This is a genomic window from Nonomuraea harbinensis (assembly GCF_019396385.1).
Classification (GTDB): Bacteria; Actinomycetota; Actinomycetes; order Streptosporangiales; family Streptosporangiaceae; genus Nonomuraea; species Nonomuraea ferruginea.
The window spans coordinates 94,558-113,366 of sequence record NZ_JAHKRN010000007.1 but is presented as its reverse complement, the minus strand read 5'-3'; the positions used below and the strand labels follow the sequence as shown (position 1 = coordinate 113,366).

Annotated in this window: 15 protein-coding genes; 7 read left to right on the top strand and 8 right to left on the bottom strand. The window is 73.3% G+C overall.

The features are described 5' to 3' along the window. The first annotated feature begins 62 nt into the window (after nucleotides 1-62). Complete coding sequence (locus tag KME79_RS09920) at nucleotides 63-242, top strand: hypothetical protein (RefSeq protein ID WP_219544173.1); 180 nt, start codon at nucleotides 63-65, stop codon at nucleotides 240-242. 7 nt (nucleotides 243-249) lie between these two features. On the opposite strand, the gene KME79_RS09915 is transcribed toward KME79_RS09920, so the two are convergent. Then, complete coding sequence (locus KME79_RS09915) at nucleotides 250-834, bottom strand: TetR/AcrR family transcriptional regulator (RefSeq protein WP_219544172.1); 585 nt, start codon at nucleotides 832-834, stop codon at nucleotides 250-252. An 81-nt stretch (nucleotides 835-915) separates the two neighbouring features. Between KME79_RS09915 and KME79_RS09910 the strand changes: the two genes are divergently transcribed. Further along, nucleotides 916-2,118, top strand: coding sequence for an MFS transporter (locus KME79_RS09910; RefSeq protein ID WP_219544171.1), 1,203 nt, complete (start codon nucleotides 916-918; stop codon nucleotides 2,116-2,118). 46 nt (nucleotides 2,119-2,164) lie between these two features. Here the strand turns inward: KME79_RS09910 and KME79_RS09905 are convergent, their stop codons facing one another. Together KME79_RS09905 and KME79_RS09900 are read right to left on the bottom strand one after the other, a co-directional pair. After that, nucleotides 2,165-2,614, bottom strand: coding sequence for an RrF2 family transcriptional regulator (locus KME79_RS09905; protein WP_148033555.1), 450 nt, complete (start codon nucleotides 2,612-2,614; stop codon nucleotides 2,165-2,167). Between the two features lie 8 nt (nucleotides 2,615-2,622). After that, a complete protein-coding gene (locus KME79_RS09900; protein WP_219544170.1) occupies nucleotides 2,623-4,575 on the bottom strand; it encodes an endonuclease/exonuclease/phosphatase family protein in 1,953 nt (650 codons plus the stop codon). A 90-nt stretch (nucleotides 4,576-4,665) separates the two neighbouring features. Here KME79_RS09900 and KME79_RS09895 point away from each other — a divergent pair, with 90 nt between their 5' ends. Further along, complete coding sequence (locus KME79_RS09895) at nucleotides 4,666-5,847, top strand: ROK family transcriptional regulator (RefSeq protein WP_148034846.1); 1,182 nt, start codon at nucleotides 4,666-4,668, stop codon at nucleotides 5,845-5,847. A 15-nt stretch (nucleotides 5,848-5,862) separates the two neighbouring features. Here KME79_RS09895 and KME79_RS09890 read toward each other — a convergent pair whose 3' ends face one another. The 4 genes from KME79_RS09890 to KME79_RS09875 are packed head-to-tail and all read right to left on the bottom strand — an operon-like array spanning nucleotide 5,863 to nucleotide 10,556. Beyond that, entirely contained in the window at nucleotides 5,863-7,308 is a 1,446-nt protein-coding gene (locus tag KME79_RS09890; RefSeq protein WP_219544169.1) for a glycoside hydrolase family 3 protein, read from the bottom strand. A gap of 60 nt (nucleotides 7,309-7,368) precedes the next feature. Beyond that, nucleotides 7,369-8,220 carry a carbohydrate ABC transporter permease gene (locus tag KME79_RS09885; RefSeq protein ID WP_219544168.1) on the bottom strand — a complete coding sequence of 284 codons (852 nt, stop codon included), beginning with the start codon at nucleotides 8,218-8,220 and terminating at the stop codon, nucleotides 7,369-7,371. Continuing rightward, nucleotides 8,220-9,224: a carbohydrate ABC transporter permease gene (locus KME79_RS09880; RefSeq protein ID WP_219544167.1), complete on the bottom strand. Its 1,005-nt coding sequence runs from the start codon at nucleotides 9,222-9,224 to the stop codon at nucleotides 8,220-8,222. Before KME79_RS09880 ends, KME79_RS09885 begins: the two co-directional genes overlap by 1 nt. Nucleotides 9,225-9,230: 6 nt before the next feature. After that, a complete protein-coding gene (locus KME79_RS09875; RefSeq protein ID WP_148033550.1) occupies nucleotides 9,231-10,556 on the bottom strand; it encodes an extracellular solute-binding protein in 1,326 nt (441 codons plus the stop codon). 137 nt (nucleotides 10,557-10,693) lie between these two features. On the opposite strand from KME79_RS09875, the gene KME79_RS09870 reads away from it, so the two are divergent. The 3 genes from KME79_RS09870 to KME79_RS09860 all read left to right on the top strand — a co-directional run bounded on the left by KME79_RS09870 (nucleotide 10,694) and on the right by KME79_RS09860 (nucleotide 13,674). Next, nucleotides 10,694-11,839 (top strand): ROK family transcriptional regulator, encoded by a 1,146-nt coding sequence (locus KME79_RS09870; protein ID WP_219544275.1) that lies wholly within the window; start codon nucleotides 10,694-10,696, stop codon nucleotides 11,837-11,839. 23 nt (nucleotides 11,840-11,862) lie between these two features. Next, nucleotides 11,863-12,519, top strand: coding sequence for a M15 family metallopeptidase (locus KME79_RS09865; protein WP_219544166.1), 657 nt, complete (start codon nucleotides 11,863-11,865; stop codon nucleotides 12,517-12,519). 69 nt (nucleotides 12,520-12,588) lie between these two features. Further along, nucleotides 12,589-13,674, top strand: coding sequence for a carboxylate-amine ligase (locus KME79_RS09860; RefSeq protein ID WP_148033548.1), 1,086 nt, complete (start codon nucleotides 12,589-12,591; stop codon nucleotides 13,672-13,674). A gap of 4 nt (nucleotides 13,675-13,678) precedes the next feature. On the opposite strand, the gene KME79_RS09855 is transcribed toward KME79_RS09860, so the two are convergent. Further along, entirely contained in the window at nucleotides 13,679-18,169 is a 4,491-nt protein-coding gene (locus tag KME79_RS09855; RefSeq protein WP_246639613.1) for an ATP-dependent helicase, read from the bottom strand. 86 nt (nucleotides 18,170-18,255) lie between these two features. Here KME79_RS09855 and KME79_RS09850 point away from each other — a divergent pair, with 86 nt between their 5' ends. Beyond that, nucleotides 18,256-18,744: a VOC family protein gene (locus KME79_RS09850; RefSeq protein WP_219544165.1), complete on the top strand. Its 489-nt coding sequence runs from the start codon at nucleotides 18,256-18,258 to the stop codon at nucleotides 18,742-18,744. Nucleotides 18,745-18,809: the final 65 nt, after the last annotated feature.

The following is an 18,809-nucleotide window of genomic DNA, read 5'->3' as shown; positions in this document are numbered from 1 at the left end:
CAGCAGGCGGGGCGTCCGCGTCCACGGCATCGAGCTTCGTCGTCGAGGTCTACGTTCCCGAGTTGCGACGGCTCACGCCCGGCCAGACCGTGCACCCGTTCACCGTGACCCCGGAGCACCTGGGTTTCGAGGGGTACGACCTCGCGTCCCGGATCGCGGTCTCCCACCACTACTGGGTGGTGGACGGGCGGCTCGAGACCTACTTCTCGCGCCATCGCCACGTCTGGCCGGGCGCGGCGTGACGGCCGCTCAGCGGGCGGCGGCCTCGACCCACTCGTCGACCAGGTCGGCGAGCTGGTGCAGGGCCTCGTCGACGCGCTCGCGTTCGCCGGTGGTGAGGACGTCGAGCTGCAGGCCCGTGTAAGCGGAGTTGACCAGGGTCGAGATGCGCAGCGCGTCGCGTTCGGGGACGCCGCGATCGCGGAGCAGCGACGCCACGAACGCCGACCGGTCCGCCAGCAGTTCCGGCACCAGACCCGTGAGCCGGCCGCCCGCCGCCAGCCCTTCGATCTCGTGGATCAGCCGGGCGATCGGCAGGTTGTCCTCCCTCAGCTGGAACTCCCAGGTGCGGCGGACGATCGTGCCGACGCTGTCGGAGCCGTCCCAGCCGGGCAGCGAGCGCAGCCAGGCCCGGTGGCGCTCGTCCAGGCGTCGCATGGTGGCCGACAGCAGCTCTTCCTTGTCCTCGAAGTGGTGGGTCAGCACGCGGGTGGACTTGCCCAGGTGCTCGGCCAGCGGCCGCATGGACAGCGTCGAGAGGCCGCGCTCCGCCAGGTAGTCGACGATGCGGTCGAGGAGTTCCTCCCGGCGGGCGGGATCGGCGGTCCTGGCCATCGGATAATCCCTTTGACGTCATTGGGGTGACGACTGTTACCTTACCTCGGTAACAACTGTTGCCTTAATTTTGGGGTTCCCATGTCCAAGCGAGTGCCCGCCTGGCTGGCGGCACTGACGTTCACCATGTTCACCTTCGCCACCGACGACTACGTGATCGCCGGGGTGCTGCCCGCCCTCTCCCGCGACCTCGGGGTCAGCGAGGCGGTGGGCGGGCAACTGGTGACCGGCTTCTCGCTGGCGTTCGCGCTGACCGCGCCGGTGGCGTCCGTGGTGACCGCCTCGTGGCCGCGGCGCGGGCTGATGACCGGGGCGCTGCTGCTGTTCGTCGCCGCCAACGGGGCGGCGGCGCTGGTCACGTCCTACCCGGTGCTGATGGGGCTGCGGGTGCTGGCGGCGGTGGCCGCGGCGGCCGTCGTGCCCGCCGCGTACGCCATCACCGCCTCCCAGGCCCCGGCCGGGCGGCAGGGGCGCTACCTGGCGCTGGTCATGGGCGGGCTGACCGGGTCGCTGATGCTGGGCGTGCCCATCGGCACCTGGGTGGGCGGCGCGTTCGGCTGGCGGGCCACGTTCGTGCTCGCCGCGCTGCTCGGCCTGGTGTCGCTCGTGGCCGTGCGCCGTACGCTGCCGCGCGTGGCGCCGGAACCGGCCGAGGGCTCGCTGCGGGACCGGCTGGTGCCGCTGGCCCGGCCCCAGGTGGTCGCCGGACTGCTGGGGATCGTGGCGATCGTGCTCGGCAGCATGATGGTGATGACGTACCTGGCCCCGTTCCTGCGGGAGCTGGCGGGGGCCGGGCCCGTCGAGGTCGGCTGGGTGTTCGTGCTGGCGGGGGCGGCCGGGTTCGCCGGCGGGCAGCTCGGCGGGCGGGCCGGTGACCGGTGGGGGGCCGACCGGGCGCTCATCGCGGGGATCTGCGGGTTCGGCGCCGTCATGGCCGCGTTCACGGTCGCGTGGGGGCTGCGGCCGCTCGCCCTGCTCGCGCTCCTGCCGCTGCTCGCGCTCTGGGCGGGGGTGTCGTGGTGGATCCCGCCGCCCGCCCAGGTTCGCCTGCTGGCCCTGGCCGGTCCCGCCGGGCCGCAGGCGCTGGCGCTCAACAGCAGCGCGGTGTACGTGGGCGTGTCCGGCGGGGGCGCGCTGGGCGGTGTCGTGCTGGAGTGGCACGGGCCGGGTCTGCTCCCGGCGGCCGCGGCCGTGGTGGAGGTCGTCGCCCTGGTGCTCTTCTGGCAGGCGTCCCGGCTGGGCCGACCGGCGGTCACCAGCACGGTCAGCCGTACGGGGACCTGAGCGGGGCTTCCGTACGGGGGCCTCCGACGGCGGCGCCGCGGGCCGGTCAGTCCCAGGCGGCGGGGTCGGCGGCGAGCTGGCTGACGCGGTCGGGCAGGCGGCCGGAGGCGACGTGCTCCAGCGTGACCTCTTCGAGGATGCCGCGCTCGGTCGCCCGCAGCGCGATCCACACCTGCTGCAGCGACTCGGCCGGGCCCCGGTAGCCGACGTGTTCGGGCCGCTCGCCCCGCACGTTGGCCAGCGGGCCGTCGACGGCCCTGATGACGTCGGCGAGCGAGATGTCGGCCGGCGGGCGGGCCAGCACATAGCCGCCCTCAGGACCGCGCTGGCCGCGGACCAGGCCGGCGCGGCGCATCTGCAGGAGGATGTTCTCCAAGTACTTGGGCGGCATGTCCTGCTCCTTGGCGAGCTCGCCCACGGTGGTGGGGCCGGCACCGGCCGCGGCGAGTTCGGCGGCGGCGCGGAGGGCGTAGTCGACGCGAGCAGAAAGGCGCATGTTATCGATTATCCCTGTTGGTCAACACTGGTTAGACGCAAGGTGGCCACCACGGGCAGATGATCAGAGAACGGCACCCGCGGCGCCTCGGCGGATACGGCGGTCAACCCGTCGCTGATCAGCACGTGGTCGATCCGCTCCGTGGGGGCGTCGGCGGGCGAGGTGGGCGGGTCGCCGAGCGCGAGCAGCGGGTCCGACAGCCCGGCCCGCTCCAGCACCCGCATCTCCGGGTCACCGGGCCGGATGTTCAGGTCCCCGGCCAGGATCACCGGCCTCATCAGGCCGTTGCCCACCCGCGAGCGCGGGCCCGCCTCGGCGGCGTCCCTCCCGGCGGCCAGGGCCCTGACCATGGCGGCGACCTCGGGCGCCTGCCCGGCCGGGGCCTGCAGGTGGGTGTTCACGATGCCGAGCTCGTGGGGCCCGGCGGCCAGCACGATGGCCTGGGCCTGGGCACCGGTCGGGTAGTCGTGCCCGCCCAGCCGATGGGAGTGGACGCCGCGTACGAAAAGGTTGGTGAGCAGGGCGTCGCCCCACACGTTGTCGGCGGCCGGGGCGAAGTAGTAGCGCATGCCCAGGCCGCGGGCGATCCTCGCCAGGTCGTCGTGGCCGCCGTTGAGCAGCCAGCCCCGGTCCACCTCGCTGAGCAGCACCACGTCCGGCTTCTCGGCGGCGGCCCAGGCGGCGATGTCGTCCAGTGACAGCCGCCCGTCCAGGCCGAACCCCATCCGGATGTTGTAGGCGATCAGCTTGATCGTGTCTCCGCCCAGGGGACGGTTCGCGGGCGGCGGCCGCCAGCTGGTGGCCGCCACGAGCACCATGAGCGCCGCCGCCACCGCCACGGCCGGCCACACCCGCCGCCGCACCCGCGGACCCAGCGGCCGGGGCCGCCCCGGCCGCACGGCCACGACCGCCGCCAGCACCGCGACCGTGACCGGCCAGACCTGGTTGGGTATGCCCAGGTCCAGGTCGTACGAGGCGTAGTAGCCGAAGGTCGCCACCAGGAACACCAGCCCGCCGCCGAGCACCGCGACCCCCTGCCGCCCGCCCGCCGGCCGCTGCGCCGAGGCGGCGAGCACCGGGCCCGTCCACAGCAGCACCATGGCGCCGCTCAGCCCCAGCCCCGTGGACCCGGACGACGGGAGCAGCAGCAACACCGTGAAGCACACCAGCAGCACGGCCGCGGCGGCGTCGAAGGCGGGGGAGTGCGACACCCGCGACGCCAGCACCGTCGCCGCCACCAGCGCCGCCACTTGAAGGAGCGCGTCCCAGCCGATCACGCTCGGCCCGACGGCCGCCTTCGCGTAGCCGGTGGCCGCCATCCCGGCCAGCAGCAGCACCGGCCCGACCAGGAACCAGGTCCCGGCAGGCGCGAGCCCGCCGTCGCCACCCGCCCGGGCTGAGGCGTCACCAGCCGGGTCGGCGCCTCCCGCGCGGGCTGGGGTGTCAGCATCCGTGCGGGCCGGGTCGGCGCCCGCTGTACGGGTCAGCACCAGGAACGCGGCGCACAGCCCCAGCACCGCCGCCCACGCCAGGAGCCCGGGTCGCCACACCAGGTCCACCCCGTCGAGCAGCAGGTGGCCGAGCACCGAGCAGGCCACTCCGCCGATGATCCCCACGGGCGCCGCCGCCCGGGTCGTCGTCCGCGCGCATCCGTACAGGAAGACCAAGCCGGCGCTCACCCCGGCCGAGGCCACGTACAGCTGCGAGACGCCGGCCTGCAGGAGCACGCGGACCAGCACCAGCGCGACCGCCCCGCCCAGCACGGCCCAGCGCGGCTTCAGCCGCAGCGCCAGGAACGGGAGTACGAACCAGGCGGCCGCGTACAGGCCCATCAGCTCCGGAGCCGTCGACCCGGCCCGCCCGAACAGCGTGATCAATGACGGGAGGAACACCCGCAGCACGTCGAGGAAGAGGACGACGCCGATCGCCAGGAGAGCGACCTGGTGGCGGAGGGAGAGCATGAGCAATCCTCGCGTTCACCTGCATCGATAAGCAAGGGTGGGAGCGCTAAACTTGCAACAACCTTTTCGATTGTGACGGTGGGATTCAGCGTGGAGCGACGGCCTGGTGTGCCCAGACTGCTCAGGGAGATCAACGACCGGGCCGCTCTGGAGCTGCTGCTGGCCTCCGGGCCGATGACCCGCGGCCAGATCGGCGAGCTGACCGGCCTGTCCAAGGTGACCGCCTCCCAGACGCTGGCCCGGCTGGAGGAGCGCGGGCTGGTCGAGGTGGTCGGCGCGCAGGCCGGGGGGCGCGGCCCCAACGCGGCGCTCTACTCCGTCATCCCCTCCAGCGCCTACGTCGCCGGGCTGGAGGTCGGTCCCGGGCTGATCTCCACGGCGGTCGCCGACATCCACGGCCGCACGATCTCCCAGGTCACCGTCGACCCCGACAGCCACCCCGACCCGGTCGCCGCCGTGCACGACGCGATCACCAAGGCCTGCCGGAGCGCCAAGGTCGGCCTGGGCAGGCTGCGCGGCGTCGTCATCGGCACTCCCGGCGTGGTCGACCCGCGCAGCGGCGACGTGCGCTTCTCCTTCGACCTGCCGGGCTGGCACGAAGGCATCCACGAGGCCCTGGCGGGCGACCTCAAGCGAGAGGTGACGATCGAGAACGACGTCAACCTCGCCGCCATCGCCGAGCGGGCCGACGGCGCCGCGCGGGGCATCGACGACTTCGTGCTGCTGTGGTCCAGCCGCGGCCTGGGCATGGCGGTGATGCTCGGCGGCCGGCTCCACCGCGGCCGCTCGGGCAGCGCGGGCGAGATCGGCTACCTGCCCGTGCCGGGCGTGCCGCTGCCGGAGGACATCCGCACCGCGCCGGGACGGCTGCCGTCGCTGGCGGGCGGCCTGCAGTCGCTGGTCAGCGCGGAGGCGGTGGCGGAGCTGGCGCAGGGGTACGGGTTCGCGGCCGACAGCGCGGGCCAGTGCGTCCAGGTGGCGGTGGCGGCCGGGGCCGAGGGCGAGCCGCTGCTCGACGAGATAGCCCGCAGGCTCGCCCTGGGCGTGGCGGCCGTCTGCGTGATCCTCGATCCCGGCCTGGTGGTGCTGGCGGGGGAGGTCGGTCACGCCGGGGGAGAGGCGCTCACCTCGCGGGTGGAGGAGGCGGTGGCCCGCGTCTGCCCGGTCCGCCCGCAGGTGGTCACCACCGCCGTCACCGACCCGAACCCGGTGCTGCGCGGCGCCGTGCTCGCCGCGCTCGACCAGGCCCGCCAGGAGCTCCTCACGTCCTGACCGGCGGCCGGTGGCTCAGGTCCCGGCGAGCAGTTCCGCCGCGGCCTGCGCGTTCGCCCTGGCCGCACCGTACGTGGCGAGGTAGGCGGCCGTGTCCGGGCGCCAGACCGGCAGCCCCATCTCGACCACCGTCGCGTCCGGCCGGGCGGCCACCAGCGCGGAGACCAGCGCACGGCTGTCCGGGTGGCGGTGCGCGTCCCTGACCACCACCACCAGCGACCGGTCCGCGGCCTTGGCCAGCAGCGCCGGCACGTCGGCCGAGCCGGGGGCGAGCCGCAGGACCTCCGCCTCCGGCAGCCAGCGCCCGAGCCCCCACGGCACGTCGCCCACGGCGATGGTCGGCGGCGTGTCCACCTCCACCACCAGCGGCTGCGACAGCGGCGCCGGCTCGCCGGCCAGCCGCACGGCGCGGCGGGCGGCGCGCAGCCCGACCCCGTTCCGCTCGGGCAGGGTGCGCCCCGGCGCGCCGAACCAGGCACGCAGCGCCTCCACCCGGGCCGCCGCCTCCTCCAGCCTGGCCGGCGGCAGCGTTCCCTCGCCCACGGCGGCCACGATCGCGTCGATCACCTCGCGCACCTCGTCGTGGCCGGGTATCGGCCCGAGGCAGAGCAGGTCGGCGCCGGCGGCCAGCGAACGCACCGCGCCACCGGCCAGTCCGACGCTCTTGGTGATCGCGTGCATGTCGAGCGCGTCGGAGATCACCACGCCGTCGTAGCCGAGCTCGCCCCGCAGCAGCCCGGTGAGCGCGGCGGGTGACAGCGTCGCGGGCGTGCCGCCGGTCAGCGCGGGCACGGCCACGTGCGCCGTCATGATCGACTTGGTGCCCGCTTCGATGGCCGCGCGGAACGGCACCAGCTCCCGTTCGCGCAGCACCTCCGGGGTGACGTCGACAACCGGGATGGCCAGGTGCGAGTCGACGCGGGTGGCGCCGTGGCCGGGGAAGTGCTTGACGCAGGCCGCGACCCCCGCCGCCTGCAGGCCCTCGACGGCGGCCACCGTGTGCCGGGCGACCAGTCCGGGCTCGTCGCCGAACGCCCGGGTGCCGATGACCGGGTTGTCCGCCTCGGAGTTCACGTCGGCGTCCGGCGCCATGTCCAGGTTGATCCCGCAGGCGGCCAGTTCCGCGCCGATCGCCCGGTAGACCTGCCGGGTCAGCTCGGCGTCGTCCACCGCGCCGAGCGCCGCGTTCCCCGGGTACGGGCTGCCCTCGTGGTAGGCCAGCCTGGTGACGTCGCCGCCCTCCTCGTCCAGGGAGACGACCGGCTCGCCGCCCGCTTCCCGCAGCGCCGCGGTGAGCGCGGCGGGCGGCTCGTGGCCGTCGACGTTGAAGCCGAAGAGCGTGACGCCGCCCAGCCCTCGCTCCAGCTCGCGCAGCACCCAGCCCGGCGGCGTGGTGCCCTGGAAGGCGACGAGCAACGTACCGGCCGCGAGGCGGCGCAGCCCCCGATCACTACGACTCATGGCTCCTCATCAGATGGAAAACGGGCAGCCTCGGATACGGGGAGGCGCCCGTGGTGTCGATCAGCCCTTGACGGCGCCGGCCATGAGGCCGGTCACCATGCGGCGCTGCACGATCATGAAGAAGATGACGACCGGGATGGTCATCATCGTGGAGCTGGCCATGATGGCGCCCCAGTCCGTGCCCTTGTGGCCGAAGAAGTACTGCAGGGCCACGGGCATGGTGTAGCCGGTGGACTCGCTCATCAGCACCAGCGCGAAGATGAGCTCGTTCCACGCGGTGATGAAGGAGAAGATGCTGGTCGCCACCAGGCCCGGCGCGACCAGCGGGAAGAGCACCCGCCAGAACGTGACGAACCTGGACGCCCCGTCGATCCAGGCCGCCTCCTCCAGCGACTTCGGCACCGCGGCCACGAACGTGCGCAGCATCCAGATGCCGAAGGGCAGGGTCAGCCCCACGTTGACCAGGATCAGACCGGCGAGGTGGTCGTACAGGCCGAGGGTCTTGACCTGCAGGAACAGCGGGATGAGCAGCGCCTCGGCCGGGATCATCTGCGCGATCAGCAGCAGGAACAGGAAGCCGGCGCGGCCCTTGAACCGGAACCGGGCCACCGCCGTCGCCGCCAGCAGCGAGAAGACCGCCCCGATGAGCACGGTGCCGAGCGCCACGACCGCGCTGTTGCCCATGTAGACCCAGATCGAGTTGCCCGCCACGCCCTCGGTCAGCACCCGGTGCAGGTGTTCGAAGGTGAAATGGGTGGGGAACGGGATGAACTCGGTGGTGAAGATCTGGTCGTTGGCCTTGAAGGCGGTCGACACCATCCAATAGACGGGGAAGACCGCGAACAGGAACACCAGGAGGGCCGTGGCGTTCAGTGCCACCTTGCCCAAGCGCTTCCTGGCCAGCGGGCTCATCACAACTCCTCCTGCTTGACCAGTTGCCGGATGTACACGGCGGTGACGACCAGCAGGAGGACCGTCAGCACCAGCGCGATCGCCGAGCCCGTGCCCATCTTCTGCGGCGCCTTGAACGCCTCGGTGTAGGAGTACATGGACAGGTTGAACGCCTCACGGTTCGTCGGCCCGCTCATGAGCACGTACAACTGGCTGAAGACCTTGAAGTCCCAGATGATCGACAGTACGGTCAGCACCGCGAACACCGGCTTGAGCAGCGGGAACGTGATCTGCCAGAACGTGCGCCAGCCGGTCGCCCCGTCCACCCGCGCGGCCTCGTACAGGTCGGAGGGGATGCCCTTGAGCCCGGCCAGCACCGACACCGCGATGAACGGGAAGGACGCCCACACCACCGTGATGATCAGCACCATGTAGACGGACCAGGCGTCGTTGAGCCATGGCTCGCCGGTCCAGTCGGCGCGGCCGAAGACCAGCGTGGACAGCCAGTCGGGCAGCAGGTTCAGCGCCCAGTTGATCATCCCGGCCTCGGCGTCGAACAGCCACCGCCAGATGATGCCCTGCGCCACCGGCGGCACGGCCCACGCGCACATGATGCCGATCACCAGGAACGTGGACATCTTCTTGCCGAGCTTGCTGAGCAGCACCCCCACGGCGGTGCCCAGCACCAGCGTCATGGTGACCGCGATGACCGCGAACACGACCGTGTTGCGCAGCGAGTCCCAGAAGATCTGGCTCTCGAAGATGCGGGTGAAGTTGTCGGTGCCGACCCACTCGGCCGGCCGCCGCCCGCTGATCTGCGGCAGGCCCACCTTCTGGAAGGCGATGATCGCCACCTGGACCATCGGGTAGAGCAGCAGCGCCGCGATGACCAGCAGGCCGGGGATCAGCAGGACGTACGGGATGGACCAGACGGGCAGGCCCTTGCCCCTGCCCCCGCGGGACGGGCCCCGGCCCGGGGCGGAGGCGTGCCTGCCGCCCCGGGCGAGTGTCGGCGTGTTCGTCATGGCCTGTCAGGACTGGTTGAGGATGTCTTCGAGCTCGGTGTTGGCCGCCGCCAGCGCCTCGTCGGCGGTGGCCTTGCCCTCGATCACCTGGCGCGCGGCGTTCTGCAGCACGGCCTTGGTCTCGTTGGCCTCGGTCCAGTTCGGGTCCGCGGGGAAGGCCTTGGCCTTGGCGAACGCGGCCGCGAACGGCGCCTGCGCCGGGTCCTCGGCCAGCTTGGCGAGCGCCTCCGGGTAGACCGGCAGCAGGCCGCCCTCGGTGGCGTACCGGACGCCCCAGTCCTTGTTGGTCGCCATCTTCACGAACTCCTTGGCCGCCTCGGGCTCCTTGGCGGTGCCCCACACGGCGATGTCGTTGCCGCCCAGGAAGGCCTGGGCCTCACCGCCGTCCTTGCTCGGCAGGGGGAAGAACGCGAGCTTGTCGCCCTTGAGCTTGCCCTTGCTCTCCTCCTCGATCGTGGCGAGGTCCCACGACGCGGTCAGGTACATGCCGACCTTGCCGTTGGAGAAGCGGGTGCGGATGTCCGAGCTGTTCTGGGTGAGCCGCGACTTGCTGGACAGGCCGTCCGTCACCAGGGACGTGTACTGCTCGAAACCGGCCTTGAAGGCGGGGTCGGTCAGCTTGCCGACCCACTTGTCGCCCTCCTTGACCGCGTACTCGCCGCCCGAGGTCCAGGCCAGCGAGCCCAGCAGGTGGTTGGCGTCGGAGCCGCCGTTGAAGGCGAAGCCGTCGACGTCGGAGCCCTTCTCCGCCTGGACCTTCTTGGCCGCGGCCACGAGCTCGTCCCAGGACTTCGGGACCTCGATCTTCAGCTCCTCGAACCAGTCCTTGCGGTAGAGCACCGCGCGGGTGCCGCCGCCCCACGGCACGGCGTACGTCTCGCCGTCGATGGTCTCCATGCCCATCAGGTTCTTCGGGATCCCGGCCTGGTCGCCGGAGCCGACGATGTCGGTGACCGGGGCGAGCGCCTCCTGGCTCACCCAGAGCGGGACCTGGTCGTTGCCGATCTCGGTGACGTCGGGGCCGGCGCCTCCGGCCGCGGCGGCGGTGAACTTGTCGTTCACCTGGGGCCACGGGATCCACTCGACCTTCACGCTGGCGCCGGTCTCCTGCTGGAAGGCGGCCACCAGCTCATCGGTGTACTTCTGCGCGTCGGGGTTGCTGTCACCGAGGCGCCAGAGCGTGAGCTCCTTGCCCGCGAACGCGGGGCCGCTAGCCTCGGCGGTGCTCGCCGCGCTGGGCTCCGCGGGCGCCTCACCGCCGCCACAGGCGGCCACGCCCAGGGCCAGGGCGGCCGTGGTGACCGTAGTGGCTGTGATCTTCGCGATCCTCACAGGGTTCTCCCTTCCCGGGTGCTGGCCTACGGTCCGCACCAGGCTGATCGTCAATGCCGAACGACAGGTGTTAAACTAACAAGAAACTTTCTTAAAAAAAACCGTCTGTTAGCCGATCGTGACGAGAGGGCATGAAGATGAGCCGGAACCCCGGGACGCCTCGGCTGCTGCGCAGGCTGAACGACCGCTCCGCGCTCGAACTCCTCCTCGCCGAGGGCCCCCTCACCAGGGCCGAACTCGGAGAACGTACCGGATTGTCCAAGGTCACCGCAGGTCAGCTGCTCGCCAGGCTGGAAGACAGGGGCCTGGTGGAGGTGGCAGGGGAACGCGCCGGCGGCAGGGGACCCAACGCCGCACTTTACGGCGTACGACCCTCCAGCGCCTACGTCGCCGGGCTGGAGGTGCTGCCCGAGAGCGTCACCGTCGGCGTGGCCGACATCACAGGCCGGACCGTGGTCGAGGTCACGGTCAACCCCTTCGACGGCGACCCGGTCCGTACGGTCCAGGCCGCGGTCGAGCGCGCCTGCGCCGTAGCCGACGTCAGCCTGTCGCGGCTGCGCGCCTTCGTCATCGGCACCAGAGGCATGGTCGACCCGCGCACCGGCGACGTCCGCTTCTCACTCGACCTGCCCACCTGGCACGTCGGCGTGCTGGCAGGCCTGCGCCGCAGCCTCGGCGCCTCCGTCACCATCGAGAACGACGTCAACCTGGTCGCCCTCGCCGAGCACCGCTACGGGGCCGCCGCCGGCGTCGACGACTTCGTGGTCATGTGGGCCGGCGTCGGCCAGGGCCTCGGCGTCATGCTCGGCGGCCGGCTGCACCGCGGCATCACCGGCGGCGCGGGCGAGATCGGCTGGCTGCCCGTGCCCGGCGAACCGCTGCCCTCCGACGTCAAGCACCCCAATTCCGGGTCCTTCCAGCGTCTCGTCGGCACCGCCGCACTCCAGAACCTGGCCGGCACGTACCAGGTGCCCGGCGCGGGCGTCCCCGACCAGGTGCGCAACGGCGGCGACGACTACCTCGACGAGCTCGCCGACCGGCTCGCCGTCGGCGCGGCCGCCGTCTCCGTCGTCCTGGACCCCGGCCTGATCGTGCTCAGCGGCGACATCGGCCGCGCGGGCGGCGCCCGGCTGGCCGCCAAGGTCCAGGACGCCGTCGCCCGCATCTGCCCCGCGCCGCCCCGCGTCGCCGCCGGCGGGGTCCCCGGCAACCCGGTGCTCCGCGGCGCCCTCGTGGCCGCTCTCGAACAGGCCCGCGAACAGGTGTTCTCCGACACCGTCTGACACGTGTGTGAGAATCACTGCACATGTGGCAGCCACCGAGTGACATCGTGCTCATCTCCGATCCCCGCGTGGCGGCGATCCCGGTGCAGGACAACGGCGAGCCCCTGGCCGACGCGCGCGGCCGGCTCCGGGTCGACACCCGGCTCGCCGACGCCGCCGGCGCCTACGCCCACCTGCGGGCCGGGCTGCTGGCCAGGCTCGAACGGGCCGAGCGGCTCCTGCCCGGCGGATACCACCTGATGATCGTCGAGGGCTACCGGCCCGTCGCCACCCAGCGCCGCTACTTCGAGGAGTACCGCGACGAGCTGCGCGCCGCCTTCCCCGCCATGTCCGAGCAGGAGGCGCACGTCGCCGCCAGCCGCTACGTCTCCCCGGTCGAGGTCGCCCCGCACACCGCCGGCGCCGCCGTCGACCTCACCCTCTGCGACCCCGACGGCACCGAGTACGACATGGGCACCCAGGTCAACGACAACCCCGAGGAGAGCGACGGCGCCTGCTACACCGCCGCCCCGCACATCTCCGCCGACGCCCGCGCCCACCGCAAGCTCCTGGCCGCGGCCCTGGAGCCCGCCGGGCTGGTCAACTACCCCACCGAGTGGTGGCACTGGTCCCACGGCGACCGCTACTGGGCCCTGACCGCCGGCGCCCCCGCCGCTTGCTACGGGCCAGTAAGCATGTAGCGATTCCGGAAGGCGGCAGGCGGGCACAAATCGTGCGGAGGCTCCCCCGACTTCCTGCGAGGTGTGGGCATGGTTCCGCTGATCGGGATCGAAGAGGAGTACCTCGTCGTCGATCCGTACACCCGCCACGTCACCCCACGTGCGGCCGACGTCCTCGCCGCCGCCACGGACGTGCTCGACGTGGCCCACGAGATCACCAGGTTCCAGGTGGAGGCCCGCAGCGCGCCCTCCGCTGACCTGGCCGAGCTCGGCGCCCAGTTGCGGGCCGCGCGCAAGGAGGTCGCCGGGGCCGCCCGCTCGTGCGGGCTCGCCGTCGTCGCCAGCGGCATCCCGGTGCTCGGCAACGTCATGACGCCGCCGCTCAGCGACGACGCCCGTTACGAGCAGGGCCGCAGCCTCTACCGGGCGCTGCAGGACGAGATCAGCATCTGCGCCCTGCATGTGCACGTCGACGTGCCGGACGAGGAACACGCCGTCTACGTCGGCAACCACCTGCGGCCCTGGCTGCCCACGCTGATCGCGCTGGCCGCCAACTCGCCGTTCTTCGTCGGCCGCGACACCGGCTACGCCTCCTGGCGGGTGATCAGCTGGGGCCGGTGGCCCGTCTCCGGCGCGCCCCCGTACTTCCCCACCTTCGGCGACTACGAGCTGGCCGTGCGCGCGCTCGCCGAGTCGGGCGCCCTCATGGACCCGAAGACCGTCTTCTGGGACGCCCGGCCCTCACCCCGGCTGCCCACGGTCGAGGTGCGGGTGGCTGACGTGCCGCTCGACGTGAACGACAGCCTCACCATCATCGGGCTGGTGCGCGGCCTGGTCGTCAGGGCACTGGCCGACGTGGCCCGCGGCGACCGCGGCCTGCCGATCCCGTCGGAGGTGGTGCGCGCCGCCTACTGGCGTGCCGCCCGCGACGGGCTCACCGGCGACAGCCTCGACGTCCGCCACGGCACGCTCGTGCCCGCCCCGCTGATGGCCCGCCGCCTCCTGGCCCACGTCAGCGACGCCCTGTCGGAGGCCGGCGACCTGCCCTACGTCGAGGACGGGCTGGAACGCCTGCTCGACAAGGGCTCCGGCGCCGAACGGCAGCGCCGCGTGCACGCCCGCGAGCAGGATCTCACCGAGGTGGTCGACGACCTCATCGAGGCCACCGTCGCCTGACGCCCTACGCACGCAGCCGGAGACCGCGCGGGGTGGGGTGGAAACCGGCTTCTTCCAGGGCGGCCCCCAGCGGCGAGTCGACGATCGGCTCGCCGTCGGCCCGCTCCACCGTCAGCTTGCCCAGCACGCCGTCGCGTACGGCCAGCGCCAGCGCGTCGACGGCGGGCCGCAGCCGGTCGTCGTCGGCGAACGACAGCAGCGTCTTGCCGCCCCGCTCGACGTAGAGCACCAGCCGCCCGTCGACCAGCACCACCAGCGCCCCCGCCTTCCTGCCCGGCTTGTGGGCCACCTCGCCGGGATGCGCCGGCCAGGGCAGCGCCGCCCCATAGGGGTTGGCCGGATCGGCCGCGGCCAGCACCACGGCCCGGCGCTCCTCCCCGGGCGGGCCGTCGGGGGAGGAGGGCGCCATCGCGCGCATCCGGTCGACCGCCCCAGGCAGCGCGAACTGGGCCCCGCCGAGCCCTTCGACGAAGTAGCCGCGCCGGCACCGCCCGCTCTCCTCGTAGGCGCGCAGCACCTGGTAGACCGGCGAGAACCCGCCCGGCAGCCGCTCGGCGGTGACCGCCCCGCGCGTCACCACGCCGTGCCGCTCCAGCAGCACCTCCGCCTGCGCCTGAGCCCGCAGGGTCGCTTCGGCGGCCGGCTCCGGCAGCAGCCACCAGCGCCCCGCCACCGTGGGCGGCCCGCTGCGGCTCGGCAGCACCGCCCGCCGCCTGCGGGTCGCCGGCCGGTGGGCGGGCCGCCCCGAGCCGAGCGCGGCCCGCATCGGCGCCAGCGTGTCGCCCGACACCCGCCCCGCCCACACCAGGTCCCACAGCGCCGTCGCCACCGCCTGGTCGTCGAGCAGCCCCAGCCGGTCGGCGAGCTGACGGAAGAACAGCGCGCCGCCCCCGCTCAGCTCCTCAAGGATGCGCTCGTGCACCGGCGTCACCGTGATCTCGCCCGCCTCGGGGAGCAGCAGCGGCGCGGTGTCGGCGAAGTAGAGGGCCACCCAGCCGTCGCCGCCCGGCAGCGACCCCTGCCCGGCCCACACCACCTCGCCGGCCGCGGTCAGCTCGTCGAGCAGCCCCGGGTGGTAGCCCGGCACCCGCGACGGCAGCACCAGCGTCTCCAGCGCCGAGGCCGGCACCGCCGCGCCCTGCAGCAGCTCGATGGCGCGGACGAGGGAGTCCATCGCCCGCGCGCCGCCTTGCGGCCCGCCGCGCGGGCCGCCGGTGATGCCGTGCCAGGCCGGGGTGAACACCGCGAGCGTCTCCGGCGGGACAGGCTCCACCTCTTTGCGCAGCCGGGCCAGCGACCTGCGGCGCAGCATCCGCAGCACGCCCGCGTCGCACCACTCCTCGCCCCGCCCGCCCGGCCGGAACTCGCCGTTGACCACCCGCCCGGACACGGCCAGCCTGCGCAGCGCGTCGGCCACCACGGCCACGCCGAGCCCGAACCGGCCGGCCGCGGTCGAGGCGTGGAACGGGCCCCGGGTGCGGGCGTGGCGGGCCAGCAGGTCGGCCAGGGGGTCGGCCACCGGCTCCAGGAACGCGTGCGGCACCCCCACCGGCAGCGGCGTCCCCAGCGCGTCGCGCATCCTGGCGGCGTCCTCGACCGCCGCCCACTGCTCCTCGCCCGCGACGCGCACCCTGATCGCCCGCCGCGCCCGCTCCAGCTCCTCCAGCCAGGCCGGGTCGCCGCCGCGCACGCTCACATCGGGCGCCAGCAGCGGCCCGTGCGAGCGCAGCAGGTCGGCCAGGGCCTCCACGTCACGCAGCGGCCGATCGAGCCTGGCGAGCTCGCGCTCGGTGTCGGAGATCACGTCAGGGTCGAGCAGCTCGCGCAGGTCGGCCTGGCCCAGCAGCTCGGCCAGCAGCGACGTGTCCAGCGCCAGCGCCTGCGCGCGCCGCTCGGCCAGCGGCGCGTCTCCCTCGTACATGAACGCGCCCACGTAGTGGAACAGCAGCGAGGCCGCGAACGGCGACGCCTGCCCGGTCTCCACCTCGACCACCCGCACCCGCCGGGCCGCGATGTCGCGCATCAGCTCGACCAGCCCCGGCACGTCGAAGACGTCCTGCAGGCACTCGCGCATCGTCTCCAGCACGATCGGGAACGACGCGTATCGTGAGGCGACCCCGAGCAGGTGGGCGGCCCGCTGGCGCTGCTGCCACAGCGGGCTGCGCCTTCCCGGCACGCGGCGCGGCAGCAGCAGCGCGCGCCCCGCGCACTCGCGGAACCGGGACGCGAACAGCGCCGACCCGCCCAGCTCCTCCGTCACGATCTGCTCGATTTCCTCGGCGTCGAACGCCGCCACGTCGGACGGCGGCTCGGCCAGGGTGTCGGGGATGCGCAGCACCACGCCGTCGTCGGAGTGGACCGCCTGCACGTCGACGCCGTAGCGCTCGCGCAGCCGCCGGTTGATGGCCAGCGCCCACGGGGCGTGCACCCGCGCGCCGTAAGGAGAGTGGATCACCACCCGCCAGTCGCCCAGCTCGTCGTGGAACCGCTCCACCACCAGCGTCTTGTCGTCGGGCACGTAACCCGTGGCCGCGCGCTGCTCGCGCAGGTAGGACAGCAGGTTTCCGGCGGCGTAGGAGTCGAGCCCGGCCTCGCGCAGCCGCTCCGGCGAGTCGTCCTTGGCCTGCTCGCGCAGGAACGCGCCGATGGCCCGGCCCAGCTCGGCCGGGCGGCCGGGAGTGTCGCCGTGCCAGAACGGCAGCTTGCCCGGCTGGCCGGGAGCGGGCGAGACCAGCACCCGGTCGGCGGTGATGTCCTCGATCCGCCACGACGACGCGCCCAGCACGAACACGTCGCCGACCCGCGACTCGTAGACCATCTCCTCGTCGAGCTCGCCGACCCGCGAGGCCCGCTCGCCGACCAGGAACACGCCGAACAGGCCCCGGTCGGGGATCGTGCCGCCGTTGGTGACGGCCAGCCGCTGCGCGCCGGGCCGGCCCCGCAGCGTGCCCGTCACCCGGTCCCACACGACGCGCGGGCGCAGCTCGGCGAACTCCTCGCTCGGGTAGCGGCCCGCGAGCATGTCTAGCGTCGCCTCCAGCGCGCTCCTGGGCAGGGTCGCGTACGGGGCCGCGCGCCTGACCACGGTCTCCAGCTCCTCGACGGTCCACTCGTCGAGCGCCGTCATCGCCACGATCTGCTGGGCCAGCACGTCGAGCGGGTTGCGCGGATAGCGGAGCTCCTCGATCAGGCCGCTCTTCATGCGCTCGGCCACCACGGCCGTCTGCACCAGGTCGCCGCGGTACTTGGGGAAGATCACGCCCTTGGACACCGCGCCCACCTGGTGACCGGCCCGGCCGATGCGCTGCAGCCCGCTCGCCACGCTCGGCGGCGCCTCCACGCACGCCACCAGGTCGACCGCGCCCATGTCGATGCCCAGCTCCAGGCTGGAGGTGGCGACCACGGCGGGCAGCCGCCCCGACTTGAGCGCCTCCTCGATCTGCGCCCGCTCCTGCTTGGACACCGAGCCGTGATGGGCGCGCACGACCTCAGGCCCGACGCCCTTGCTCGCCCCGGCCTGCGCCATCACCTCGGCCGGCGGGCGGTCCCACGCCGACAGGTCGGCCTCGCCCCCGCGGCGGGCGAGCGCCAGCTCGTTGAGACGGGTGCAGAGCCGCTCGGCCAGCCGCCGCGAGTTGGCGAACACGATCGTCGAGTCATGGGCCGCGATCAGGTCGAACAGCCGGTCTTCGACATGCGGCCAGATCGACCGGGTGGCCGGGTCGGGCGCGAACTCCTCCGCCTCGGCGGGGGACGGGCCCGCCTCCACCTCGGTCATGTCCTCGACAGGGACGACCACCTGGACCTCGATGCGCTTGTCGGCCGGCGGCTGCACCACCGTCGCCGCGCGCGGACCGCCGAGGAACGCCGCGACCTCGCTCACCGGCCGCACCGTCGCCGACAGGCCGATCCGCTGGGCGGGCCGCTCCAGCAGCGCGTCGAGCCGCTCCAGCGTCAGCGCCAGGTGGGCGCCCCGCTTGGTCGCGGCCACCGCGTGCACCTCGTCGACGATCACCGTCTCCACGCCGCGCAGCGCCTCCCGCGCCTGGCTGGTCAGCAGCAGGAACAGCGACTCGGGCGTGGTGATGAGGATGTCGGACGGCTTGGCGGCGAACCTCCTGCGGTCCTCGGCGGGGGTGTCGCCGGAACGGATCGCCACCGAGATCTCCGGCACCGGCAGCCCCAGCCGCCGCGCCGTCTGCTTCAGCCCGGCCAGCGGAGCGCGCAGGTTTCGCTCGACGTCGACGGCCAGCGCCTTCAGCGGCGACACGTACACCACCCGCGTGCCCTTCGCGGGCGGCTCGGCCGTCAGCCGGTCGAGCGACCACAGGAAGGCCGCCAGCGTCTTGCCGGACCCGGTCGGCGCCACGACCAGCGTGTTGTCACCGCGGGCGATCGACTCCCACGCGCCATCCTGGGCGGCGGTGGGCGCGGCGAAGGCCCCGGAGAACCAGCTGCTGGTCACCTTGCTGAAGCGGTCGAGCGAGCTCACCAGCACATACTGCCTCGCGCCACCGACAGAAAACGCATTGCGGCCGCGCCGCGTGATTGAGCGGGCGCGCGGGCGGACATACACCGACCGTGACCATCGACCACGCGGCCGTCGAGGCCCGCCGCGAGGAGATCAGGCGGCGCTACCTCTTAGCGCGCCGGCCCTCCTCCAGCGCGCGCGGCCTGCACCACATCGCCCTGCTGTCGTCGGACGTGGAACGCACCGTCAAGTTCTACCAGGAGCTGCTGGAGTTCCCGCTGACGGAGATCTTCGAGAACCGCGACTACAAGGGCTCGAGCCACTTCTTCTTCGACCTCGGCAACGGCAACCTGCTGGCCTTCTTCGACCTCCCCGGCCTCGACCTCGGCCCTTATCAGGAGGTGCTCGGCGGCCTCCACCACATCGCGATCTCCGTCGACCCCGCCACCTGGGAGCGGCTGCGCGGGAAGCTGGAGATGGCCGGCGTGCCGCACCAGATCGAGAGCGGCGCCTCCATCTACTTCAAGGACCCCGACGGCGCCCGGCTGGAGCTGCTCGCCGACCATCTCGGTGAGATGTACGGCGCGCACGTGCTGTGACGCCGTGACCTAACGCCGCGACGCGCGGCGCGTGCGCGGACGGCCCGCCCGCGGCTCCTGCCGGA

Excerpts from the sequence above, each read along its gene's own strand:
- KME79_RS09890 (WP_219544169.1), bottom strand. The coding sequence starts at position 7,308 with ATGAGTCGTAGTGATCGGGGGCTGCGCCGCCTCGCGGCCGGTACGTTG.
- KME79_RS09880 (WP_219544167.1), bottom strand. The coding sequence starts at position 9,224 with ATGACGAACACGCCGACACTCGCCCGGGGCGGCAGGCACGCCTCCGCC.
- KME79_RS09860 (WP_148033548.1), top strand. The coding sequence starts at position 12,589 with ATGGTTCCGCTGATCGGGATCGAAGAGGAGTACCTCGTCGTCGATCCG.
- KME79_RS09885 (WP_219544168.1), bottom strand. The coding sequence starts at position 8,220 with ATGAGCCCGCTGGCCAGGAAGCGCTTGGGCAAGGTGGCACTGAACGCC.
- KME79_RS09870 (WP_219544275.1), top strand. The coding sequence starts at position 10,694 with ATGAGCCGGAACCCCGGGACGCCTCGGCTGCTGCGCAGGCTGAACGAC.
- KME79_RS09865 (WP_219544166.1), top strand. The coding sequence starts at position 11,863 with ATGTGGCAGCCACCGAGTGACATCGTGCTCATCTCCGATCCCCGCGTG.
- KME79_RS09905 (WP_148033555.1), bottom strand. The coding sequence starts at position 2,614 with ATGCGCCTTTCTGCTCGCGTCGACTACGCCCTCCGCGCCGCCGCCGAA.
- KME79_RS09910 (WP_219544171.1), top strand. The coding sequence starts at position 916 with ATGTCCAAGCGAGTGCCCGCCTGGCTGGCGGCACTGACGTTCACCATG.
- KME79_RS09915 (WP_219544172.1), bottom strand. The coding sequence starts at position 834 with ATGGCCAGGACCGCCGATCCCGCCCGCCGGGAGGAACTCCTCGACCGC.
- KME79_RS09900 (WP_219544170.1), bottom strand. The coding sequence starts at position 4,575 with ATGCTCTCCCTCCGCCACCAGGTCGCTCTCCTGGCGATCGGCGTCGTC.